23 protein-coding genes and 1 tRNA gene are annotated in these 21315 nt (G+C 67.5%); 13 read left to right on the top strand and 11 right to left on the bottom strand.

The annotated features are described in order from the left end of the window. Nucleotides 1-23: 23 nt before the first annotated feature. The gene (locus QX051_RS11830; RefSeq protein ID WP_409998090.1) at nt 24-1112 is read left to right on the top strand and encodes a DUF917 domain-containing protein; all 1089 of its coding nucleotides are present in this window, start codon (nt 24-26) and stop codon (nt 1110-1112) included. Nucleotides 1113-1114: 2 nt separating this feature from the next. Next, nucleotides 1115-2668 (top strand): hydantoinase/oxoprolinase family protein, encoded by a 1554-nt coding sequence (locus QX051_RS11825; RefSeq protein WP_315776209.1) that lies wholly within the window; start codon nt 1115-1117, stop codon nt 2666-2668. Between the two features lie 10 nt (nt 2669-2678). Here the strand turns inward: QX051_RS11825 and pncA are convergent, their stop codons facing one another. After that, nucleotides 2679-3314, bottom strand: coding sequence for a bifunctional nicotinamidase/pyrazinamidase (pncA, locus tag QX051_RS11820; RefSeq protein WP_315776269.1), 636 nt, complete (start codon nt 3312-3314; stop codon nt 2679-2681). 170 nt (nt 3315-3484) lie between these two features. Between pncA and QX051_RS11815 the strand changes: the two genes are divergently transcribed. Together QX051_RS11815 and QX051_RS11810 are read left to right on the top strand one after the other, a co-directional pair. Then, nucleotides 3485-3778, top strand: coding sequence for a hypothetical protein (locus QX051_RS11815; RefSeq protein ID WP_315776208.1), 294 nt, complete (start codon nt 3485-3487; stop codon nt 3776-3778). 59 nt (nt 3779-3837) lie between these two features. Next, nucleotides 3838-4038 (top strand): hypothetical protein, encoded by a 201-nt coding sequence (locus QX051_RS11810; RefSeq protein ID WP_315776207.1) that lies wholly within the window; start codon nt 3838-3840, stop codon nt 4036-4038. 2 nt (nt 4039-4040) lie between these two features. Here the strand turns inward: QX051_RS11810 and QX051_RS11805 are convergent, their stop codons facing one another. After that, on the bottom strand, nt 4041-4241 hold the full coding sequence (locus QX051_RS11805) for a DUF3606 domain-containing protein (protein WP_315776206.1): 201 nt from the start codon (nt 4239-4241) through the stop codon (nt 4041-4043). A 76-nt stretch (nt 4242-4317) separates the two neighbouring features. Continuing rightward, nucleotides 4318-5868 (bottom strand): aldehyde dehydrogenase family protein, encoded by a 1551-nt coding sequence (locus QX051_RS11800; protein ID WP_315776205.1) that lies wholly within the window; start codon nt 5866-5868, stop codon nt 4318-4320. An 836-nt stretch (nt 5869-6704) separates the two neighbouring features. On the opposite strand from QX051_RS11800, the gene QX051_RS11795 reads away from it, so the two are divergent. Together QX051_RS11795 and QX051_RS11790 are read left to right on the top strand one after the other, a co-directional pair. After that, complete coding sequence (locus QX051_RS11795) at nt 6705-7331, top strand: LysE family translocator (protein ID WP_315776204.1); 627 nt, start codon at nt 6705-6707, stop codon at nt 7329-7331. A gap of 134 nt (nt 7332-7465) precedes the next feature. Next, nucleotides 7466-8230: a serine acetyltransferase gene (locus tag QX051_RS11790; RefSeq protein WP_315776203.1), complete on the top strand. Its 765-nt coding sequence runs from the start codon at nt 7466-7468 to the stop codon at nt 8228-8230. A gap of 34 nt (nt 8231-8264) precedes the next feature. Here the strand turns inward: QX051_RS11790 and QX051_RS11785 are convergent, their stop codons facing one another. Both QX051_RS11785 and QX051_RS11780 read right to left on the bottom strand, forming a co-directional pair. Then, complete coding sequence (locus QX051_RS11785) at nt 8265-8519, bottom strand: hypothetical protein (protein ID WP_315776202.1); 255 nt, start codon at nt 8517-8519, stop codon at nt 8265-8267. A 136-nt stretch (nt 8520-8655) separates the two neighbouring features. Continuing rightward, complete coding sequence (locus QX051_RS11780) at nt 8656-10341, bottom strand: PAS domain-containing methyl-accepting chemotaxis protein (RefSeq protein ID WP_315776201.1); 1686 nt, start codon at nt 10339-10341, stop codon at nt 8656-8658. Between the two features lie 232 nt (nt 10342-10573). On the opposite strand from QX051_RS11780, the gene QX051_RS11775 reads away from it, so the two are divergent. Beyond that, nucleotides 10574-10912 (top strand): hypothetical protein, encoded by a 339-nt coding sequence (locus QX051_RS11775; RefSeq protein WP_315776200.1) that lies wholly within the window; start codon nt 10574-10576, stop codon nt 10910-10912. A gap of 114 nt (nt 10913-11026) precedes the next feature. Here the strand turns inward: QX051_RS11775 and QX051_RS11770 are convergent, their stop codons facing one another. Further along, entirely contained in the window at nt 11027-12043 is a 1017-nt protein-coding gene (locus QX051_RS11770) for a YihY/virulence factor BrkB family protein (RefSeq protein WP_315776199.1), read from the bottom strand. Between the two features lie 362 nt (nt 12044-12405). Here QX051_RS11770 and QX051_RS11765 point away from each other — a divergent pair, with 362 nt between their 5' ends. Further along, a complete protein-coding gene (locus QX051_RS11765) occupies nt 12406-12651 on the top strand; it encodes a DUF3551 domain-containing protein (RefSeq protein ID WP_315773929.1) in 246 nt (81 codons plus the stop codon). A 385-nt stretch (nt 12652-13036) separates the two neighbouring features. After that, entirely contained in the window at nt 13037-13927 is an 891-nt protein-coding gene (locus QX051_RS11760) for a hypothetical protein (RefSeq protein ID WP_315776198.1), read from the top strand. 83 nt (nt 13928-14010) lie between these two features. On the opposite strand, the gene QX051_RS11755 is transcribed toward QX051_RS11760, so the two are convergent. The 5 genes from QX051_RS11755 to QX051_RS11735 all read right to left on the bottom strand — a co-directional run bounded on the left by QX051_RS11755 (nt 14011) and on the right by QX051_RS11735 (nt 17487). Continuing rightward, complete coding sequence (locus QX051_RS11755) at nt 14011-14505, bottom strand: GNAT family N-acetyltransferase (RefSeq protein WP_315776197.1); 495 nt, start codon at nt 14503-14505, stop codon at nt 14011-14013. Between the two features lie 54 nt (nt 14506-14559). Continuing rightward, nucleotides 14560-14832 carry a hypothetical protein gene (locus tag QX051_RS11750; protein ID WP_315740183.1) on the bottom strand — a complete coding sequence of 91 codons (273 nt, stop codon included), beginning with the start codon at nt 14830-14832 and terminating at the stop codon, nt 14560-14562. 255 nt (nt 14833-15087) lie between these two features. Further along, nucleotides 15088-16761, bottom strand: coding sequence for an FAD-dependent oxidoreductase (locus QX051_RS11745; RefSeq protein WP_315776196.1), 1674 nt, complete (start codon nt 16759-16761; stop codon nt 15088-15090). Nucleotides 16762-16823: 62 nt separating this feature from the next. Continuing rightward, a complete protein-coding gene (locus QX051_RS11740) occupies nt 16824-17318 on the bottom strand; it encodes a MarR family winged helix-turn-helix transcriptional regulator (RefSeq protein ID WP_315776195.1) in 495 nt (164 codons plus the stop codon). Between the two features lie 92 nt (nt 17319-17410). After that, nucleotides 17411-17487: transfer RNA gene (locus QX051_RS11735), tRNA-Pro, on the bottom strand. 229 nt (nt 17488-17716) lie between these two features. Between QX051_RS11735 and QX051_RS11730 the strand changes: the two genes are divergently transcribed. From QX051_RS11730 to QX051_RS11715, 4 genes are read left to right on the top strand one after another with little or no spacing between them, the layout of a single operon-like run. After that, the gene (locus tag QX051_RS11730; protein WP_315776194.1) at nt 17717-18715 is read left to right on the top strand and encodes an L-threonylcarbamoyladenylate synthase; all 999 of its coding nucleotides are present in this window, start codon (nt 17717-17719) and stop codon (nt 18713-18715) included. Nucleotides 18716-18733: 18 nt separating this feature from the next. Beyond that, nucleotides 18734-20161, top strand: a complete 1428-nt coding sequence (locus tag QX051_RS11725; RefSeq protein WP_315776193.1) for an FAD-binding oxidoreductase — start codon at nt 18734-18736, stop codon at nt 20159-20161. Between the two features lie 15 nt (nt 20162-20176). After that, on the top strand, nt 20177-20632 hold the full coding sequence (locus QX051_RS11720) for a GNAT family acetyltransferase (protein WP_315776192.1): 456 nt from the start codon (nt 20177-20179) through the stop codon (nt 20630-20632). A gap of 9 nt (nt 20633-20641) precedes the next feature. Then, a complete protein-coding gene (locus tag QX051_RS11715; RefSeq protein ID WP_315776191.1) occupies nt 20642-21223 on the top strand; it encodes an NUDIX domain-containing protein in 582 nt (193 codons plus the stop codon). Nucleotides 21224-21315 lie beyond the last annotated feature (92 nt).

Raw genomic sequence — 21315 nt, 5'->3', positions numbered from 1 at the left:
CTCGTGCCGTGAGCGCGGCCGGCATGGAGACGATCAGCCTCGACGACATCGAGTCGCTCGCGGTCGGCGCCTGGATCCTCGGCACCGGCGGCGGCGGCAGTCCCTATCTCGGCCTGCTCAACCTGCGCCGGCTCTATGCGGAAGGACATCGCGTGCAGATGATGTCGCCGCTCGACCTCGCAGACGACGACTGGGTCGCGGTGGTCTCCAACATGGGCGCCCCCTTGGTCGGGCAGGAACGGCTGGCCGACAGCCGCAGCATCGCGCGTGCGGTGCGCATGCAGGAGGAGATCAACGGCATCACATTTCGCGCCGTGATGTCGGTCGAGATCGGCGGCGGCAACGGCATGCAGGCGCTGATGGCGGCGGCGCATCTGAACATCCCCGTGGTCGACGCCGACTGCATGGGCCGCGCCTTTCCCGAGGCGCAGATGACGTCGGTCGCGATCGGCGACCTCAAGCCCTATCCCTGCACGCTCTACGATCCGCGCGGCATCGAGGCCGTCGTGACCAAGGTGCCGAGCTGGAAGTGGATGGAGCGCGCCAGCCGCAAGATCTGCGTCGAGATGGGCTCGATCGCCTCGACCAGCAAGGCGCCGCGCACCGGCCGCGAGGTCAAGGACTGGGGCATCCATTTCACCACCACCAAGGCCATCGCGATCGGCCGCGCGGTCGAGGCCGCCAACAGGAGCCACCACGATCCGATCGCGGCGATCCTCGATTGCGAGGGCGGGCAGCGGCTCTTCAATGGCAAGATCGTCGACGTCGAGCGCCGCACAACCGAAGGATTTCTGCGCGGCAGCGCCGTCGTGGAAGGCAGCGACGACGATCGCGGCACCCGGCTCAAGCTGTCGTTCCAGAACGAATGGATCGTGGCTTGGCGCGATGGCGAAGCCATCGCGATGGCGCCGGACCTGATCTGCGTGCTCGACAGCGTCAACGGCCACGGCATCGGCACCGAGACGGTGCGCTACGGCCAGCGCGTCACCGTGATCGCGCTGCCCGCACCGGCCGTGCTGACCAGCCCGCGCGGGCTCGAATTCGTCGGCCCGCGCGCCTTCGGCTATGACCTCGATTTCCGGTCGCTGTTTGCGACCCCTGGAGCTCCCTGAGAATGAAGCGGATTGGCATTGACGTCGGTGGCACCAACACCGACGCCGTCCTGATTGCCGACGACGAGGTCGTCCACTCCGTCAAGAGCGCAACCACCGCCGACGTCACCTCCGGCATTCTCGCCGCGCTCAAGGCGCTGCGAGAAAATCCCGCGGCGGCCGTGCCGGTCGACGCGGTCGTGATCGGCACCACGCATTTCATCAATGCGGTGGTGCAGCGGCGGCACCTGCAGAGGATCGGCGCCATCCGAATCGGGATGCCCGCCTCCGCCTCGCTGCCGCCGTTCTGCGACTGGCCGGCCGATCTCGCCGCGCTGGTCAGCGCCGAGACCTTCATGCTCGAAGGCGGCCACGATTATGATGGTCGCCCTTTCATGCCGCTCGACACGGCCGGACTGAGGGCAGCCGCGCGCGCGATCAAGGCCAAGGGCCTGCGCGCGGTCGCGGTCGCCTCGTCGTTCTCGCCGCTCGACCCGAGCTGCGAAAACACTGCGCGCGAGATCCTCGCCGAGATCTGCCCCGAGGTCGCCGTCACCCTGTCGCACGACCTCGGCCGCATCGGACTGCTGGAGCGCGAGAACGCCGCCCTGCTCAATGCCGCGCTCCACGACCTCGCGGTCACGACGGTCGCCGCCTTCCGCAAGGCGATCGCGGAGTCCGGCATCGATGCGCCGCTGTTCCTGACGCAGAACGACGGCACCGTGATGCAGGCGGAGATCGCGACCGCCTTCCCGGTCATGAGCTTCGCCTCCGGCGCCACCAACTCCATGCGCGGCGCCGCGTATCTCTCCGGCCTCGACGACGCCATGGTCGTCGACGTCGGCGGCACCACCAGCGACATCGGCCAGCTGCGCCACGGCTTTCCGCGCGAGGCCAACGCCGTCGTCGAGGTCGGCGGCGTCCGCACCCTGTTCCGCATGCCCGATTTGCTCTCGATCGGGCTCGGTGGCGGCAGCCATGTCGAGCAGGATCCGGTCCGCGTCGGCCCGCTCAGCGTCGGATACCGGCTGACATCCGACGCGCTGGTATTTGGCGGCGACCGTCTGACCGCGACCGACATCGCGGTCGCGGCGGGGCTGATCGACATCGGCGACAGATCGCGCGTCGCGCATCTGCCGAAAGGCCTGATCGACGCCGCGCTCGCCGACGCCCACCGCAAGCTCGAGGGCGACATCGACCGCATGAAGACCGAGGCCGGCGACGTGCCGCTGCTCGCGGTCGGCGGCGGTGCCTTCCTGGTGCCGGAGCGCCTCGCCGGCATCTCCAACATCGTCCGCGTCGACCATGGCGACTGCGCCAATGCGGTCGGCGCCGCCATCGCCCAGGTCTCCGGCGAGGCCGACCAGGTCTTCCGCGACCTGACCCGCGACGAGGCCATCGCCGCCGCGCGCGGCATCGCCGAGGCACGCGCCGTGCAAGCCGGCGCCGCCCCCGATACGCTCAAGACGGTCGACGTCGAGGACATGCCCATCGCCTACCTCCCCGGCAACGCGCTGCGCGTCCGTGTTCGCGTCGCCGGCGCCATCGCCGAGCCGACCATCGGCGCGGCGGCGTAGTCCATTGTCATCACGCCAGCTCGGCGATCCGCTCGACCCCGGCCTCCGCGCCTTGCGCCTTGGCCGCCGCCATCGAGCCGCCGAGGTCAATGCCCCGGCAGGCGTTGTCGACGACGATGGCCGCGAAGCCGAGCCGCCGTGCATCGACCGCCGAATAGTGCACGCAGAAATCGGTGGCGAGACCGACGAGAAAAACCCGCTTCAGGCCGCGCTCGCGCAGATAGCCGGCGAGGCCGGTGGGCGTGGTCTTGTCGTTCTCGAAGAACGCCGAGTAGGAATCGATCGTGGCACGAAAACCCTTGCGGATGATGAGCTGCGCCTTGTCGGTCGCAAGATCGGCATGGAAGGCCGCGCCCGGCGTGCCTTGGATGCAGTGATCCGGCCACAAGGTCTGCGGTCCGTAGGGCATCGTGACGGACTCGAACGGCGCCTTTCCCGGGTGGCTCGAGGCGAACGAGCTGTGTCCCGCCGGGTGCCAGTCCTGGGTGAGGACGATGTGATCGAACATCCCGCTCAGCCGGTTGATCACCGGCACCACGGCATCGCCGTCGGCCACGGCGAGCGCGCCGCCGGGGCAAAAATCGTTCTGCACATCGATGATGAGCAGCAAATCCTCGTTGGCCTTGATCTGCATTCCGGTCTGCATCCGTTTCACGCGTACTCCATCAAGGATGGCCCCAGCCCGCGGCAATCTCAAGCCGGACCGCCGAACAATCCGCGGCAAGCCAGCCCCTCCATTTTGGAATCCCTGCCCTGCAGGCCGGGCCTGGAAACGCCAGCCGATTCATGGATTCTCCCGGCGGGAGAGAATGGCCGATGCAGACTGCCGTCACACACCATTCCAAGAGCCAGCCTCCCGAGCGCTGGGCGGTCGCCACTCTGCGCGAGGCCGGCGCGATCGTCGAATGCGAACAGCACGGCTGGATGCGCGAGCGCGGCGATCCGCATGCGCTGGCTCTTGCGCTTCGCATCGCACGCGACGATCCGCCACGCGGCTTGTGTAGCTCGGAAGCGGTCGCGGCGATCGAGGACGTCCTGGCCGCGACCGGCGACACCTGCCCTGATTGTTCACGGCACGGGGAGCCGGAAGATCCGCCGCGATTCAAATAAGTGATTCCGCAGCTACCCCAAGGTGCTCTAGCCTGAGGCCTCCAGCGGGAGACGCCATCATGCCGAATCATCCGGTCCCGTGGCTGCTGCGCAAGCCATGCCCGACCTGCGGTCGCGCGCTCGCGGTGCGCGAGGGCAAGGGCGGGCGCCGCGAGCTTACTTGCCCGACCTGCGATGGGCCCGATCCGCTGCACTCGCCCAAGGCGCTCCGCTGGGCGAGGGGATCGCTTCGGCCGCCGGAGCGGCTGAAGCAACATTGACGTCACTGGCGCGTAGGTTTGCGCTCGACTTTCTTGCGGCTGTTGCCGACCTTCTTGACCACCTTCTTCACCGCGGACGCCGAGCGGCCGCTTTTCTTGGCTTCGTAGCGGACTTCGTAGTCCTGTCCACCCGCGACGCGGGCGCGATCCTGCTTGCGTCCGCGCGCTGACTTTGCGGTCGAGGCTTTCTTCTTCGTTGCCATGGTGCATCTCCTTCTCAGCGCGCAACGCACGACCCATCGAAGCGGTTCCGCCGATGAGGAAGGCCCATCGCATCGATCAGCCGACGTCGAACTTGACGCCCTGCGCCAGTGGCAGGCTGCGGCCGTAGTTCACGGTGTTGGTGGCCCGGCGCATATAGGCCTTCCATGAATCCGAGCCGGACTCGCGGCCGCCGCCGGTCTCCTTCTCGCCGCCGAACGCGCCGCCGATCTCGGCGCCCGAGGGACCGATATTGACGTTGGCGATGCCGCAATCGGAGCCGCGCGAGGACACGAACAATTCGGCCTCGCGCAGATCATTGGTGAAGATCGACGACGACAGGCCCTGCGGCACGGCGTTGTGCAGCTCGATCGCGGCATCGAGATCACGATACGGCATCACGTAGAGGATTGGCGCAAAGGTCTCGCGCTCGACCGGGCCTGATTGCGCTTCGATCTCGACCAGCGCCGGCCGGACGTAATAGGCCTGCTCGAAGCCGCCGACGGCGACGCGCTCGCCGCCGAACACGCGGCCGCCGTGATCGCGCGCGGCGCTCAGCGCGTCCTGCATGGCGTCGTAGGCGCCGCGATCGATCAGCGGGCCGATGAGGGTGCCCTGCTCCAGCGGATTGCCGATCGCCACCGAAGCGTAGGCCTGCTTCAGCCGTGGCACGAGCTGGGCGTAGACGTCGGCATGCACGAACAGGCGGCGCAGGCTGGTGCAGCGCTGGCCCGCGGTACCCATCGCCGCGAACGCCACGGCGCGCAGGGTGAGATCGAGGTCGGCCGTGGGCGTGACGATCGCGGCATTGTTGCCGCCGAGCTCGAGGATGGCGCGGGCAAAGCGGCCGGCAAGGCAGGCGCCGACGACGCGGCCCATGGCGGTCGAGCCGGTCGCCGACACCAGCGGCACCCTGGCATCGTCGACCAGCATCTCGCCGACCGTGCGGCCGCCGAGCAGCAGGCCGGCAAGCCCCTCCGGCGCCTCACCGCCCTCGCGGCGATAACGTTGCAGCGCGCGCACCAGCAGCGCGTCGGTCGCGAGCGCGGTCAGCGGCGTCTTCTCCGACGGCTTCCAGACGACGCTGTTGCCGCACACCAGCGCAATCGCCGCGTTCCAGGCCCACACCGCCACTGGGAAGTTGAAGGCGGAGATCACGCCGGTGACGCCGAGGGGATGCCAGGTCTCCATCATGCGATGCTCGGCGCGCTCGGTCGCGATGGTCAGCCCATAGAGCTGGCGCGACAGGCCGACGGCGAAGTCGCAGATGTCGATCATCTCCTGGACCTCGCCGAGCCCCTCGGAGACGATCTTGCCGGCCTCGATCGAGACCAGGCGACCGAGCGCAGCCTTGTGGGCGCGCAGCTCCTCGCCCAACAGCCGCACCAGCTCGCCACGCTTCGGCGCGGGCACGAGGCGCCACTGCAAGAACGCGGCATGGGCGCGCGCGATCACCGCGGTCGCATCCGCCCTGGTGTCGTCGTGCACATGGGCCAACACCTCGCCGGTCACGGGCGAACGCGCGGCGCGCGTCCCACCGCGCAGCCGCTCCGGCGCAACGCCGAGCGAGGTCAGGATCTCGGCCGCTTCCGCAACGAGGGTCAGGGGCGATGCTTGGCTGGGCGACATATGCAACTCCGGATTGTCCCCCGCGCCGGTGCGCGCGAGACGTCATGAATGGTCCATCATAAACGCCCCCGTGTAGATCAAATCCGGCTGCGGCGCGAGCACCCGGGCGCTGGGCAAACGGCCACTGGGAAGGTCGCTCGTCGGCTCATGGGGCGTCCTCCCGCTCGTTCTGCCTCGCGCGCGCGCAGGCTGAGCCTTTGAGCCTTCTGGCGCGCATCGGCGAGATCCCGCGACGCAACGCGCCCGGGCTGATGGGATCGATGAGCCCTCGCGAAACACGAGGGCGCAGGGAATGCCGGGAGCTGGCCGCCCCCATGGCCCGCCTGCGAAAAAAATGCAGGCGGCAGGAACCACAGGTTCAGCCGAGACATCCCGGCATTCCCCGCGCGATGGTCTTCACGCTTATACCGTGATCTCCCCGGTGTACGGCTCTTTAGCCACCGTCGCCCTCGGAATCATCGCCCGAAAGCTTAGCGCCAGCGTCGCGGCGCCAGGACCACACGACTTCACGTCCGCCAGCCCGCCGTTCGTCCGCGTGCAAGCACGCTGCGGCAGGCAAGCGGCCATCGCCTCCCCGCCTCACGTGCCGTGACGATCGCGATACGCCCCTCGTGGCGAAGCAGGATGCACGCAGTAGAGCACATTTTCTGGAAAAGCGAAAGCGCTTTTTTTTGAGCGCCGGAGCGACCGAAGGTCGTTCTTGACACGTCTTGCGTTGGCAGACGGATTGTGATCGTCGAGGAAAACAGCAAAGCGGCCCTCGCAACAAAGATCATTGCGGCCCTATCCGCCTCGATATACCAACGTCGCATGTGTCCTCGCGAGAGACGATCAGCATGACGATCGAGACCTGGCTCGCGTTTGCGGGAACGTCCATCATCCTCCTGGTGATCCCGGGGCCGACGGTTCTGCTGGTGGTCTCCTATGCGCTGGGCCAGGGGTGGCGAACCGCGCTGCCGACGGCAATCGGCGTCGCGCTGGGCGACTTCACCGCCATGACCTTGTCCATGCTGGGCGTCGGTGCGCTGCTGGCGACCTCGGCACTGCTGTTCACCGTGCTGAAATGGATCGGCGCGGCCTATCTCGTCTGGCTCGGGATCAAGCTGTGGCAGGCCGGCGGCGCGCTGAACGCCGTGCCGCGGACCGACAGGACCTCGGCGCTGAAGATGCTCGGTCACGCCTGGATCGTCACGGCGCTGAACCCGAAGAGCATCACCTTCTTCGTCGCGTTCTTGCCGCAGTTCCTCAGTCCGAACGGCAGCTTCCTCACGCAGATGGTCGTGTTCGAATCGACCTTCGTCGTGCTCGCCTTCGCCAATGCCGTCGGCTATGCGCTGATCGCCTCGCGCGCCCGCGCGCTCGTAGGGAGCGCGAAGGTGATCAGCATCTTCAACAAGGCGGGCGGCACCCTTCTGATCGGTGCGGGCGTCGCCGCCGCGGCGGCGCGGACGGCGCAGAACTGAACGGGCTGCGACCTTCGGCAGGGATTGTCGCCGGCCACATCGGCTGACAACGCCCGCGAGGCGTCGTCCAGGTTTCTGCAACGCGCAGGTCAGGCTATATTGCCGCCGTCACCTGTTATCGAGCAGGCTTTGCCATGGCCGACACACACCCATCCAGTCCCGAGCTCTGGCCGTCGATCCAGCACGAGGCCCGGCGCATCGCCGCGGCCGATCCCGTGTTCAGCCGCGCCCTGTCGGCTGCAATCCTCGACCATTCTGATCTCGGCAGTGCCGTCGCGCAGCAGATCGGCATCCGCCTCGGCAGCGGCGATGCCGCGCGCGCCCGATTTGCCGCGGTCGCGCGCGAGGCGTATGCCGCCGCGCCTGAGCTCGTCGAGGCGGCGGGTCGCGACCTCGGCGCGATCGCGACGCAGGATCCAGCGACGACAGCGCTGCTGCCGCCGCTGCTGAACTACAAAGGCTACGTCGCGCTGCAGGCGCATCGCGTCGCGCACTGGCTCTGGAGCAACGGGCAACCCGACCTGGCGCTCCTGCTGCAGGCGGACTCGTCAACATCCCTGCAGGTGAGCATCCATCCCTCGGCGCGGCTCGGGACCGCGGTGTTTCTCGATCATGCCACCGGCATCGTCATTGGCGCCCACAGCAGCATCGGCCACGACGTCACCATTCTGCAGAACGTTACGATCGGACGACACGACGCGCTGCCCGGCCGCGCCCCGCGGATCGGCCGCGGCGTGCTGCTCTCCTCGGGCGCGACCGTGCTGGGCGACGTCACGGTCGGCGACTTCGCCAAGATCGGCGCCGGTGCCGTCGTCACGACCGATGTGCCGTCGGGCTGCACCGCCGTGGGCACGCCGGCTCGCCTGACGAACTGCCCGGAGCAGCCGATCCCGGCCTGACCACGATTCCTCGCAACTCCTGGGGCGGCCGGTTCTACAGCAATGTATCAAGCTTGGCCGCGGTGACGGAGATCAGGTCGCGGATCTTGTCGCACTCGGACGCAAGGGATGCGAGGGCCGGATCCGGCCTGATGCACCGATCCAGATTGGCGACCGCGCTTCGCCAAAGCTCCAATTCGCACCGCAGCCGTCCGACCTCGCGGGTTGCCACCGCATCGCGCAGCCGTTCTGCCTTCGCGCCGACGATCCGCAACGAGGCCCGGGTGGGAAATGCGAGGATATCGGCCACGGATCACCCCGGTGAGAGTGGTGGAATTCGGCAAAGGGGCGACAGGCGCATGACGCGCCGGCCGGCGGCATCGCCTGCAACCGCGCGGCGGCCCGGGTTGACAGGCCGCCGCGCGTCGGCGCTTTTCGATCCGGCCTCAAGCCGCGGCGCGCTCGGCCAGAGCCTGAGCTTCTGCCGCGGCACGCGCCATGCTGGACGACATCTCGCTCGTGACGGTGCTCTGCTCCTCGACGGCGGCGGCCGTCGACGTCACATACTCGCTGACGTTCTGGATCGCCTGCTTGATCGAGCCGAGAGACGTGACGACGCCCCCGGAGATATTGTTGAGACTGTCGATCTCGGTCGCGATCTTGTCGGTGGCGGTCTTCGCCTGGGTGGCCAGGTTCTTGACCTCGGATGCAACGACGGCAAAGCCCCTGCCCGCTTCGCCGGCCCTGGCGGACTCGATGGTGGCATTCAGCGCCAGCAGATTGATCTGGCCGGTGATGTTGTGGATCATCTCGACGATGCCGCTCATCGACTGAGCGGCATCGGAGAGCCGCTGCGCCTGCGCGTCGGCTGCGGTGACACGGTCCACCGCGCCCATGGCGGTCTCGCGCGACTTCGTCATCGCTTCGGAAATCTCGCGCACGGACGCGTTGAGCTCCTCTGCGCCCGCCGCCACCGATTCCATCATGGCCCGCACGCGCTCGTTGCCCATGCGAACGAAGACCTGCCGGGTGACGTCGGTCGCATATTTGACCACCTTGAACGGCTTGCCGTTGAGGTCGAGGATCGGATTGTAGGAGGCCTGGATATAGACTTCCCTGCCGCCCTTGCCGATGCGCTTGTACTCGGCCGACTGGTACTGGCCGCGGTTCAGGCTCGTCCAGAAATCGCGATAGGCAGCGCTCTCCCGCTCGGACGCTTCGACGAACATGCTGTGATGCTTGCCCTGGATCTCGGCCAGGGTGTAGCCGAGCGCGCGAAGGAAGTTGTCGTTCGCGGTGATGATCGTGCCGTCCATGTTGAACTCGATCACCGCTTGGGACTTGCCGATGGCCTCGATCTGCCCGGCGAGGTCGGCGTTCTTCAGCTTCTGCGCGGTGACATTGGTTGCGAACTTGACGACCCCGATCGGCCTGCCCGTCGCATCGAGCACCGGATTGTAGGTGGCGAGGATCCAAACTTCCTTGCCGCCCTTGCCGATGCGCTTGTATTCGCCGCCCTGGTATTCGCCGCGATTGAGCGCAGCCCAGAACTCGCGGTAGGCAGGGCTGTCGCGCAGCGCGGGTTCGACGAACATGCTGTGATGCTTGCCCTGGATCTCGTCGAGGCGGTAGCCCAGCGCATCGAGGAAATTCTTGTTGGCACTGACGATGGTGCCGTCGAGCTTGAACTCGATCATGGCCTGCGCGCGATCGATGGCGGCAAGCTTGGAGCCGTCGGCCATGCTGCGCAGCTTCTTCTCGGTGACGTCGGTCGCGAACTTGACGACCTTCACCGGCTTGCCGGCGCTGTCGAGGACGGGATTGTAGGACGCCTCGATCCAGACTTCGCGACCGCCCTTGCCGATCCGCTTGAACTCGGCAGCCTTGAACTCGCCCTGGCGCAGTGCGGCCCAGAACTCGCGGTAGGCGGCACTGTCGCGCTCCGAAGGATCCACGAACACGCTGTGGTTCCTGCCCTGGATTTCCTGCAACTGATACCCGACCGCGTTCAGGAAGTTCTGGTTGGCGGTGATGATCGTGCCATCGAGCTGGAATTCGATCACGGCCATCGCACGACTGATTGCTGCAAGCTGCGCTTCGGCGTCCGCGCGGCTATTCGATCGAAACAACAAGGTGACCTCCAGATGATGAGTACGTTTTCAGATGATCGGCGACGGTGACGGTTGCCCATGCGACCGACGACATGTCTGCGCAAAGATTGATGCAACTTGTTCCACTCTCGTTAAAGCGCGTTGAGAAATCCGGTTTTTCCGTAGTTCTACCGTTGTGGCATGATGTCAGACATACAATGACGCCGCGCGGAGGCTGCGCTGCGGTGCCCCAACATCAAAGGTGAAGCGTACGATGCTGCATCCAGAGATCGCGGGCGGAAGGATCCGGCGATCCGCACTGACAGGGCGGACCGCCGCTCCCGTCATATTCATTTTGCAGGCGCACCCGGTCGGAAAGATTGCCGCAGCCCATCTCGTTGGCCCTTGGGCGCGTCAGGTCGGGATCGCGGTAGGCGCCGATCAGCGGATCGCCGCCGCGGGAGCGGACCTGGAACAGGCAGCAGATATCGCCCGCGTCGACGACCAGGCTGACGTCGTGGTGACGGAGATGCTGGTTGGCGCCCTCGATATGGTCGCACAGGAGCGAGCGGGCGGACGGCGGTGCGGATCACCCGGCGCCATCCTGAAATGATAGATGATCAACTGGCTCCGTCCACCCAACCTGCATCGATCAGGTATTCCTCAGGAGATGTGCGCCTGCGACCAGACGTTTTCCATCTTCACCGCGTCGAGCGCGGCCGCCGGCTCATCGATGCGATACGGCTTCGACAGGATGCGGACGTCCCGCGGCGCCGGTGGTGGTGTCGCGCAGGGTCTGATGCTCCAATTCGGCATCGAGCTCGGCGCCGATCAGGATCACGATGGCGGAGATCCAGATCCAGGTCATGAAGCCGATGGCGGCGCCGAGCGAGCCATAGGTCGCGTTGAAGCTGCCGAAATTGGCCGCATACCAGGAGAACAGCGCCGACCCTGCGAGCCACAGCACCGCTGCCAGCGCGCCGCCCCAGCTGATCCAGCGCCATCTGGGCTCCTCGCGGTCCGGCCCGTAGCGGTAGATCAGAGCCAGTCCGAGCGCGACGCAGATGAAGATGACCGGCCAGCGGCCGATCCGCAACACCAGGTCGCCGGCCTCGGACATGCCGAGATAGTTCAGCAGCACCGGGAGCACGACGACGGCTCCGATCGCGAGCAGCGCGAACAGGATCGCGCCTCCGGTGAACAGCAGCGAAATCGCGTTCAGCTTGATGAAGCCACGCCTCTCCGGCTCGCGATAGACGACGTTGAGCGTATCGAATAGCGACTTCATCGCGGCATTGGCGCTCCATAGCGAGATCGCGAGGCTGACCAGGAAAGTGATGCCGAGCGCCTGAGTGCCGTTGGCGGAGACGCGCGTCAACTGGTCGCGCGCGATGTCGATGGCGCCGCCCGGCATCACGCCCTGCAACTGCTCCAGATGTCCGGTGATCCTGGCCGGATTGGAAAACAGGCCGTAGATTGCCACCAGCGCGGCCAGCGCCGGAAAGATCGCCAGCAGGGTGTAGAATGTCATGCCTGCGGCGAGCGCAACGATCCTGTGCTCGGTGACGTTCTCGTAGACCCGGAACAAGACGTCCTTCCAGCTGCGCGCGGGAATCTCCGAGGGCGAACGCGCCAACCGGCCGTGTCCATCGTCGACCCTGCTCGCGCGTCCCGTGCGCCCGGCCTGTTCGGGCCGCTGATCGAAATAGTGGATCAGGAACGCGAACCCGAGCAGAGCCAGCATCCCGCCGGTGCCAGGTGCGCGCGGGCTGCTCGCGAAAACGCTTGGGGAGTCGCGATGGGCGGCGTCTGACGTCCTGGATCGGCGAAACATGGGATCGGTCCATCACTAGCGGCGAAAAAGGCAACCGGGGCGGTGGACGAATGTTCCGGCATCACGCCATGACGCCCGTTGCCGAGCTCCGCGACGGTGGGGCTGCCTCAGATCTTCAAAAGGCCAACTCGGGCAAGCGCCGACATGCAGATATTTTCGTTCGTCGGTGAACGCGAAGCTGCGGCGCCGACACAACAGTTAATGCTGCGCGCGAGGAACGGGCCTGCGTACCCTCGCGTTGCAACGGTACTTTTCAACGCAAGGATGAACGCATGCGCCGCCTGCTGTTTGCTTCGCTGTCTGCCACCGCCGTCCTCGCGGGCTTCGCCGCGATCTCGCCCGCCTCCGCCGCGCAGGACCGCTACTGCCTGCAAGGCAGGATCTGGGGCTATCCGGGCAACTGCCAATTCTCCACCTATCGCCAGTGCCTGGCTGCGGCCTCCGGCACCGATGCCGGCTGCGGTATCAACCCCACCTACGCCTATGCCCGGCAGCGCGGCTACGACCGACGCTATTGAGCGCGGGTCATTGCATCAGCCTCTCGCGCGGTGAACGGGCAGCGCCATCGATCGAGACATGGTTGCGATCGGAAGGTGGCTGCGATTGAAACATGGCTGGCGGCGACATCTCTGGCCGCCACGCCCCCTGGCCCTGCCCTATTGCGTCGCGCAACGGCACCATGATCCGTTAGCTGTTGCGGCAACTCCCATCTGAGGCCGGCAGCCGCGCGTCCTCTCCTCCTCCGCCGCTCCGTGCGCGGAACATTGCGCCTCGCTGTCGCTTATACGGCGACCAATGTCGAACCGGAGGAGGACCATCATGGACGGACTGATTTATCTCGTGGGGTTGATCGTGGTCATCATGGCCGTTCTGTCGTTCTTCGGCCTGCGCTGAGACGGAATCATGGCCATGGAAACCGCGCCGGTCGTCACGTCACCCGTTGCAAGCGCGACGGCCGATAGCTGGACTCTGCAATGGACGCCGGTCGTTGCAGGAGCCATCACCGCCGCTGCGGTCTCTTCGATCCTGATCGGCTTTGCCATGTCGGTCGGCCTCGGTGTCAGCTCCACCGCGCCGACGTGGCGCGACGCCTCGGTGGCGCTCTGGCTCCTGTCAGGGCTGTATCTGGTGCTGCAGGCGCTGATCAGCTTCGGCTGCGGCGGCTACATGGCGGGCCGCCTGCGCGCGCCGCACGGGCTTGCCGAAAGCGAAGAGATCGAAAAGCGCGACGGCCTGCATGGCGTCGCGGCCTGGGCGCTGGCGGTCGTGCTCGGCGTCACCCTGGCCGTGCTCGGCGCGTCCGCGGCGACACGGACCAATCCGCTGGCTGCGCCGGCGACGGCCAATGAGCCGTCGGTCCTGAGCTATGAGCTCGACCATCTGTTCCGCGCGCCGCGGCGGGCGCCCAGCCCGGATCTCGCACCCGCGCGCAGCGAAGCCGGACGCATCCTGCTCACGGCGTCGAGCCACAATGGCGTCAGCCCGGAGGATCGCGGCTATCTCGTGCAGATGGTCAGCGGCACGACCGGTCTCGCTGCTCCCGATGCCGAGCGGCGGGTGGACAGCGTGATCGCACAAGCCAAGAGCGCGATCTCGCGCACGCGCGCCGGCACCGTCATCCTGGCGTTCTCGGTTGCCACCGCGCTGCTGCTCGGCGCCGTCGCAGCCTGGGCGGCCGCGGAGAGCGGTGGCCGTCACCGCGACGGCAAGCCTGTCACCGGATGGATGCTGCACGCCAACCGCTTCAGCCGGCGGCGCGACATGTGGCGCCGGCCGATGTCGATGCCGGAATAGAGCACGTCATGAACCGCAAGTGGCCCGGCCCATCGCCGGGCCGCTTCGCATGGCACCGCCGCCGCGAAAGAAGCGCGTGCAATTCAGGCGAGCCGCAGAAGCATCAGGTTCGCGTCGCCGCCATAGCTGCCGGTCGGATCGGTGGCGGCGGCTGCCTTGTCGACTGCAAATCCTTGCCTCTCCCAGAATGGCGTCGAGCCGTTGACGGCGATCAGCGACAGCGACGTCAGGCCGAGCGCACGCGCGTGTCGGATCAGCTCCTCAACGATCACTGTGGCCGAGCCGCTGCCGCGGGCCTCGGGCAGCAAGGCGAGATCGTGGATGTAGTAGGTCGATGCTGGCGACGGAATGCTTCCGATCAGCACGTTCAAGGCCGGCGGCCGGCCGAGCTGCCAGGGATGGCTGAGCACATAGCCGATGATGCCGGCGCCAGCCGCGAGCAGCACGCGGCATCCATCGGGGTGGAGACGCAGGCGCTCCGCGAAAACACGCCTGTCCTCGGGATAGTTCGGGTGCACGCGGGCCGCGATCCCATCGACATCAGCAAGATCGCCTGGCGCCATTGCACGCCAACTCATGCGGCCCGCGCCGGGCTGGTTCTCGCTCACTCGTCCTTGCTCACTTGTCGTTGCTCACTTGGCGAGCGCCAGCCAGCGCTCGCCGGCCGACAGCGCCGCCGGCCACAGCGCCTCCGTCGGCTGCCCGCGATGCAGCGCCTTGCCGACCTCACAGATCGACATGAAGGCCGCCGAGCGCGCCTCCTCCACCTCGAGCGGCTGCTCCGCGCTCGGGCTGCGGACCAGGCCCATCAGGCCGTTCAACGTCTGCAGGGCCGCTTCCGGCGGGCTCGCCTCCGCCGCCCTCAGCGCAGCCACGATCTGCTGCGCCTTTTCCGATTCGGTCATCACGTCGGTCATCGTCGCTTCGTTCGCCCGTGCCTCACGGGAGAACGCTAGCAGCCGGACGAAGGTCGGGCAATGCTTGGGCAGACGGCGCCCCAATGCCGAACGCGCAGCGCCGACGTGCTCCTCAGCTCAACCCTGCCGATGACGTTGGTGTCGATGACGCGCCGGATGTCCAAGAGGTTCTGATCGTGAGGGCGTAGAAGCCGATCGGCGGCGCGCCGCCGCGGGTCCATTTCGCCCCGCACGACCGAGAGCTCAGGGAGTGCGTGCATCCCCTCCGAGCGCCCGAGCCAGCACGCTGCCAAGCATGCCGGCCTGCGCAGCGCTCCCGCGCCAGGCCACGATCTGATCGGGACGGATCAACGCGAGGTCGGCCTCGTAGAGATCACGCAAGGCCCGCGGCAAGGTGACGATCTCGACGTCGGCACGCAGCGGCCCCATGGCCTCACGGAGTTGATCCTCATCGAGGTCGCTGCCCTCACAGCGCAGCAGCGTCCATTCGAAGCCGAAGCGGTCGTACAGCGAGATACCTTGCTCCAGCCAGGCATGCGGCGCGCGGCCGCCGGGACAAGCGCTCGGCACGTAGACGTTGGCCGCATCCGGCGGGGGTCGAGTGCCGTCGGAGACGATGATCGGTGAGCCGTCGTAGCGGCCGCCGAAGGTGATGCCGGGGATGTTGAACTCGGCGCGCGCATGCCGATCGAGATAGGCGCTGGCGATGCGCCGAGCCTCGTCGCCGGCCGCTGTCGCGTCCTCGATCTCGGGCACCGCGGCAAACAGGCCGAGCGAATCCGCAAATCGGCGTGCGTAGTCGGTGTTGCGCAGCGCCACCGGACGGCGCTCGGCTTCGTAGCTGTCGAGCAGCGAGACGGGACTCGTTCCCTTGACGACGCTCGCGAGCTTCCAGCCCAGATTGACCGCGTCCTCGATCGCGGTGTTGTAGCCGAGTCCGCCGGTCGGCGTGAACAGATGCGCCGCATCACCGCCAAGCAAGACCCGGCCGCGCTGCATGCTCTCGGCGACCAGCGCATGACCCGCGGTCCAGGTGAGGTGCGACAGCACCTCGCAGGGAATGGGCGCACCGCAGGCGCGCTGGAACGTTGCCCTTGCGTCCTCGGCAGTGATCGCGCTTTCGTCCTCGCCCGGCCGCAGCTGGGTGTGGAAGGCAAACTCGTCGCGGCCGTTCACCGCGGCCATGAAGGCGCGGCGGTCGCGGTTGAAGCAGACATACATCCAGGCCCGCGCATGCGGGACGCTGGCGTAGAACTCCGGCGAGCGCAGATAGACCGCGAGCATGCGGCCGCCCATGAAATCGCGCTCTATTCCCGTCGTTCCGCCATAGGAGATTCCGAGCGATTGTCGCACCCGGGAGCGCGGACCGTCGGCGCCGATCAGGAAATCAGCCGCGACCTCGCAGCGCGCACCGTCGCTGACACGCTCGACGTCGGCGGCAATGCCGCCGTCATCGGCGACGTAGCCGACCAACCGATGCCCGTAGTGCAGCTGAATGCCTGCAAGCCGCGCTGCGTGCCGACGCAGGATCGCCTCGACGAACTTCTGCGACACCCGATGCGGCAGCTCGGCCGCGCTCCATGAGCCGGACAGCCCCTTCACCAGTTCCGTCGCGCGTGCTGCGGACGGCAATTGAAAACGTGCCAGCTCATGCGCCGTGTAGCGCGTGAAATAGGCGACGTCGGTCGGGTAGTCCGCGGGCAGGCCGGCGCGCCGGATCTCGTCGGCGAAGCCGAGCCGGCGGAAATGCTCCATCGTCCGCGCCTGCGTCGCGTTGGCCTGCGGGTTGAAGGCCGTTCCCGGCTTCTCGTCGACGAGGATTGCGGACACGCCGCGGCGGCCAAGCTCGTTGGCCAGCATCAGCCCGCACGGCCCGCCACCCGCGATCAGCACCGAGGCGCTCAGACGTTCGATCACGGCGCATTCTCCTCGCAACGGAGGAAGGCTACCGCGCCCGGCAAAATAGTCAAGCAACCTGACTATCTGGCGTCGCTGAGCGTATCGAAGCGGGCGCCATAGGCCTGCAATCCTTGCAGGATCGCGTCCATCGCCGCCTTGCCGAGCTCCTTGCGCATCTCGGCTTCGGCCACATCGACGGCATCGCCAAACGCCTCCAGCCATTTCAGTCCGGCCGGCGTGAAGCGGACGAGGCGCGCGCGCCGGTCGCTCGGATCGGCCTCGCGCGACACCAGCCCCAGCTCGGCGCATTGATCGACCAGTTCGCCCATCGCCTGCTTGCTCATCGAGGCCCGCCGCGCGAGCTCGGTCAGCCGCGTGCCCTCGACGTCGAGATTTCGCGTGAGGCTGACATGAGCGATCCGCGTTTCGCCGTGACCGCTCTCCGCCATCAGCTGGAGAACCCGGGATTCGAACCGGCGCACCGCATTGTTGAGCAACCGGCCGACATTGGCGTGCCGCCAGGCCGTTCCGGTTCGTCCCGCAAGCGGCGCCGTGCGTGGAGATCGCGCTGTCATGTCGGGAACACCTCGCTTCATCGAGCTACGCTGGACCAGGGTAGCAGGCGCAAGGTGACATCGGGAAAAGCGTGAGTTGTCACGCCAAGAAATGGTCGGAGCGGCAGGATTCGAACCTGCGACCCCTGCGTCCCGAACGCAGTGCTCTACCGGGCTGAGCCACGCTCCGACTTGGGAAGCCGGCTTATAGCGTTGGGTTTCCGTCTTCGCAAGGACACAAGCCAGGAAATCGCATCGAAATCGCTGATCGTCGGCAGAGGGGTTAACCGCTTGAGGCCGTGGGGCTTTGTCCGGCGGCCATGGCGCGAGCGCAATGCGACAGGCGATTTGCGCGCTTCATTCGGACGTCCGCGCCCGCTATAGCCGAGCGCGGAAGCCACTGCCGTCCCGTACCATCGATGCCCGCCCCAGACATGCAAGCGATCAAGACCAGGATCCTGCCCGCCGACGCGGCTGGAATCGCGCAAGCCGCGGCGACGTTCGCGCGCGGCGGACTGGTCGCGTTCCCGACCGAGACCGTCTACGGCCTCGGCGCCGATGCGGCCAATGCCGCGGCCATCGCCCGCCTCTATCAGGCCAAGGGCCGGCCCGCCTTCAATCCGTTGATCGCCCATGTCGCCGACATCGCGGCGGCGCAGCGCATCGGCCGCTTCGATGCCACCGCCGAGCGTCTGGCCGCCGCGTTCTGGCCGGGACCGCTAACTTTGGTGGTGCCGCAGGCCGCGAGCTGCACGGTCGCAGATCTCGCGACGGCCGGTCTCGACACGGTCGCGATCCGCATTCCCTCGCATCCGATCGCGCGAGCGCTGCTCGCGGCGTTCGCCGGCGCCGTGGTGGCGCCCTCCGCCAACATCTCCGGCCACGTGTCGCCGACCACCGCGGCTCATGTCGCGGCAGATCTCTCGGGACGAATCGACCTGATCCTGGACGGCGGGCCGGTCGAGGTCGGTGTCGAATCGACCATCGTCGGCTGCTTCGACGAGCCGACCTTGCTGCGCCCGGGCGGGGTTCCCAGCGAGGCGATCGAGGCGGTGCTCGGCCGTGCGCTGGCGCGGCCCGCCGCAGAGACCGATACGTCCGAGCAGCCGCTGGCGCCGGGCATGCTGGCCTCGCACTATGCGCCGCGCGCCGCCGTCCGCCTCGACGCCAGCGAGGTCGCGGCCGGCGAGGCGCTGCTCGCCTTCGGTCCGGTGACCTTGCCCGGGGCCGACCAAGCCGCCGCGATCCTGAACCTCTCGCCCTTGGGCGATCCAGCGGAGGCGGCGATGCATCTTTTCGGCTATCTTCGCAGCCTCGATGCCAAGGGTGCGCGCAGCATCGCGGTGATGCCGATCCCGAACGACGGACTGGGCGAGGCCATCAACGACCGGCTGCGCCGCGCCGCCGCGCCGAGATAACACTGGAAGCGACTGACCATGAACATCAGCCAGCCTGCCCTGCCGCCGCTGCCGCCCGATTTGATCGCGCAATTCGCCGCCATCGTCGGCGAGCGCCAGGCGCTGACGGCGGAGACCGACGTCGCGCCTTACGTCACCGAGGAGCGCAACCTGTTCCACGGCCGCTCGCCGCTGGTGCTGCGCCCGGGCTCGACGGCCGAGGTCGCGGCAATCTGCAAGCTTGCCAGTCAGCACCGCATCGCGCTGGTGCCGCAGGGCGGCAACACCGGTCTCGTCGGCGGCCAGACGCCGCACAATGGCGAGGTGGTGGTGTCGCTGAAGCGCATGGACAAGATCCGCGACGTCGACACCGCCTCGAATACAATGATCGCCGAGGCCGGCGTCGTGCTGCAGGTGGCGCAGCAGAAGGCCGCCGAGGTCGACCGGCTGTTTCCGCTGTCGCTCGGCGCCGAGGGCAGTTGCACCATCGGCGGCAATCTCTCGACCAATGCCGGCGGCACCGCCGCGCTGGCCTATGGCGTGGCGCGCGAGATGGCGCTCGGGGTCGAGGTGGTGCTGGCCGACGGGCGCGTGCTCAACGCGCTGTCGAAATTGAAGAAGGACAACACCGGCTACGATCTGCGCAATCTCTTCATCGGCGCCGAGGGCACGCTCGGCATTATCACCGCGGCGAGCCTGAAGCTGTTTCCGAAGCCGCGCGCGGTCGAGACCGCCTTCGTCGGGCTCAAGTCTCCCGAGGACGCGCTGAAGCTGCTGGCGATCGCGCAGGCCGAGGCCGCCGGCAGCCTGACCAGCTTCGAGCTGATCGCCGCGATCGCGCTCGATTTCTCGATCCGCCACGCGGCCGGCAACCGCGCGCCGCTGTCGGGCGCCCATCCCTGGTTCGTGCTGATGGAATTGTCGTCGTCGCGTGACGATGCCCGCGCCACGCTCGAGACCATTCTGGAGCAAGGCCTCGAGGACGGCATCGTCGACGACGCCGCGATCGCCGGCAGCCTCGCCCAGCGCATGGCGTTCTGGAAGCTGCGCGAGGACATCTCGGCGGCGCAGAAGCCGGAGGGCGGCTCGATCAAGCACGACATCTCGGTGCCGGTCGCCGCGGTGCCCGCCTTCATTGCCGAGGCCAACGCCGCCGTGGTGAAGCTGATGCCCGGCGCGCGGCCGGTGCCGTTCGGTCATCTCGGCGACGGCAACATCCACTACAATGTCAGCCAGCCGATCGGCGCCAACACCGCCGACTATCTCGCGCGCTGGCACGAGGTCAACGCGGTCGTATTCGAGATCGTGCTGCGCATGGGCGGCTCGATCTCGGCCGAGCACGGCATCGGCGTGCTCAAGCGCGACGAGCTGCCTGACGTGAAGGACCCGACCGCGATTTCGCTGATGCGCGCGATCAAGGCGCAATTCGATCCGCTCGGGATCATGAATCCCGGCAAGGTGCTCTAGGCTTTCGACGCTCCCATGGACAGTGCCCGTGCTCTCGCGATTTCCGACATCACCGATGCCGACGTGCCAGCCATCATCGCGCTGTGGCAGCGCTGCGGCCTGACGCGGCCGTGGAACGATCCGGCCGCCGACATCGCGCTCGCCCGCCGCGGCGACAATGCGACCGTCCTGGTCGGCCGCAGCGGCGGCGCGATCGCAGCCTCCGTCATGGTCGGCCATGACGGCCATCGCGGCTGGGTCTACTACGTCAGCGTCGATCCCGAGCATCGCGGCCACAACCATGGCCGCGCCATCATGGCCGCGGCCGAGGACTGGCTGCGCGCACGCGGCGTCGCCAAGCTGATGCTGATGGTGCGCGGCGACAACACCGCGGTGCAGGCGTTCTACCAGACGCTCGACTATGCCGTGCAGGACAGCGTCGTGTTCTCGAAATGGCTCGACGGGCGCCCGCCGACGCCCGGAATGAAATAGAGGCGAGCGATGAGCATCTCCGACCGCATCCGCGTCCACGAGACGCGCGTGCTCTCCGACCATTACGGGACGCTGACCTCGACGAAGTTCGAGTGGCGGCGCGACGACGGCACGTGGCAGATGCAGAGCCGCGACGTGTTCGAGCGCGGCAACGCGGCGGCGATCCTGCCCTACAACCTCGCGCAGCGCAGCGTCATCCTGGTCAAGCAGTTCCGCTATCCCGCCTTCCTCAATGGCTACGACGATCTGCTGATCGAGGCCGCCGCCGGCCTGCTCGACGATGCCTCGCCGGAGGAGCGCATCCGGCTCGAAGCCGAGGAGGAGACCGGGTTCCGGCTGCACGACGTCAAGTTCGTGTTCGAGGCGTTCATGAGCCCGGGCGTCGTCACCGAGAAGATCCATTTCTTCGTCGCCGAATACGAGCCTCACATGCGCGTCAGCGCCGGCGGCGGGCTCGCGCATGAGGGCGAGGAGATCGAGGTGCTGGAACTCTCGATCGACGACGCGCTGGCGATGATCGCCGACGGCCGCATCCAGGACGCCAAGACCATCATGCTGCTGCAGCACGCGGCGCTGAGGATCTTTGGCTGAGCGCGGCCAACGCTCGGTCGCGGATCTTGCTCCTCTGTCGTCCTCCGCGAAGGCGGGGGACCCAGTATTCCACCGGCAGCCGTTTCAGCACG

The organism is Bradyrhizobium sp. SZCCHNR1053 (assembly GCF_032381235.1).
Lineage (GTDB): Bacteria > Pseudomonadota > Alphaproteobacteria > Rhizobiales > Xanthobacteraceae > Bradyrhizobium.
This window is presented reverse-complemented; position numbering and strand designations above follow the sequence as displayed.

Coding starts and splice junctions, on each gene's coding strand:
- QX051_RS11830 (WP_409998090.1), top strand. CDS start 24: ATGGAGACGATCAGCCTCGACGACATCGAGTCGCTCGCGGTCGGCGCC.
- QX051_RS11755 (WP_315776197.1), bottom strand. CDS start 14,505: ATGAGTTGGCGTGCAATGGCGCCAGGCGATCTTGCTGATGTCGATGGG.
- QX051_RS11805 (WP_315776206.1), bottom strand. CDS start 4,241: ATGGCAACGAAGAAGAAAGCCTCGACCGCAAAGTCAGCGCGCGGACGC.
- QX051_RS11750 (WP_315740183.1), bottom strand. CDS start 14,832: ATGACCGAATCGGAAAAGGCGCAGCAGATCGTGGCTGCGCTGAGGGCG.
- QX051_RS11730 (WP_315776194.1), top strand. CDS start 17,717: ATGCCCGCCCCAGACATGCAAGCGATCAAGACCAGGATCCTGCCCGCC.
- QX051_RS11760 (WP_315776198.1), top strand. CDS start 13,037: ATGGCCATGGAAACCGCGCCGGTCGTCACGTCACCCGTTGCAAGCGCG.
- QX051_RS11800 (WP_315776205.1), bottom strand. CDS start 5,868: ATGTCGCCCAGCCAAGCATCGCCCCTGACCCTCGTTGCGGAAGCGGCC.
- QX051_RS11790 (WP_315776203.1), top strand. CDS start 7,466: ATGGCCGACACACACCCATCCAGTCCCGAGCTCTGGCCGTCGATCCAG.
- QX051_RS11810 (WP_315776207.1), top strand. CDS start 3,838: ATGCCGAATCATCCGGTCCCGTGGCTGCTGCGCAAGCCATGCCCGACC.
- QX051_RS11740 (WP_315776195.1), bottom strand. CDS start 17,318: ATGACAGCGCGATCTCCACGCACGGCGCCGCTTGCGGGACGAACCGGA.
- QX051_RS11770 (WP_315776199.1), bottom strand. CDS start 12,043: ATGCTGGCTCTGCTCGGGTTCGCGTTCCTGATCCACTATTTCGATCAG.
- QX051_RS11725 (WP_315776193.1), top strand. CDS start 18,734: ATGAACATCAGCCAGCCTGCCCTGCCGCCGCTGCCGCCCGATTTGATC.
- QX051_RS11765 (WP_315773929.1), top strand. CDS start 12,406: ATGCGCCGCCTGCTGTTTGCTTCGCTGTCTGCCACCGCCGTCCTCGCG.
- QX051_RS11795 (WP_315776204.1), top strand. CDS start 6,705: ATGACGATCGAGACCTGGCTCGCGTTTGCGGGAACGTCCATCATCCTC.
- QX051_RS11825 (WP_315776209.1), top strand. CDS start 1,115: ATGAAGCGGATTGGCATTGACGTCGGTGGCACCAACACCGACGCCGTC.
- QX051_RS11715 (WP_315776191.1), top strand. CDS start 20,642: ATGAGCATCTCCGACCGCATCCGCGTCCACGAGACGCGCGTGCTCTCC.
- QX051_RS11775 (WP_315776200.1), top strand. CDS start 10,574: ATGCTGCATCCAGAGATCGCGGGCGGAAGGATCCGGCGATCCGCACTG.
- QX051_RS11815 (WP_315776208.1), top strand. CDS start 3,485: ATGCAGACTGCCGTCACACACCATTCCAAGAGCCAGCCTCCCGAGCGC.
- QX051_RS11720 (WP_315776192.1), top strand. CDS start 20,177: ATGGACAGTGCCCGTGCTCTCGCGATTTCCGACATCACCGATGCCGAC.
- pncA (WP_315776269.1), bottom strand. CDS start 3,314: ATGCAGACCGGAATGCAGATCAAGGCCAACGAGGATTTGCTGCTCATC.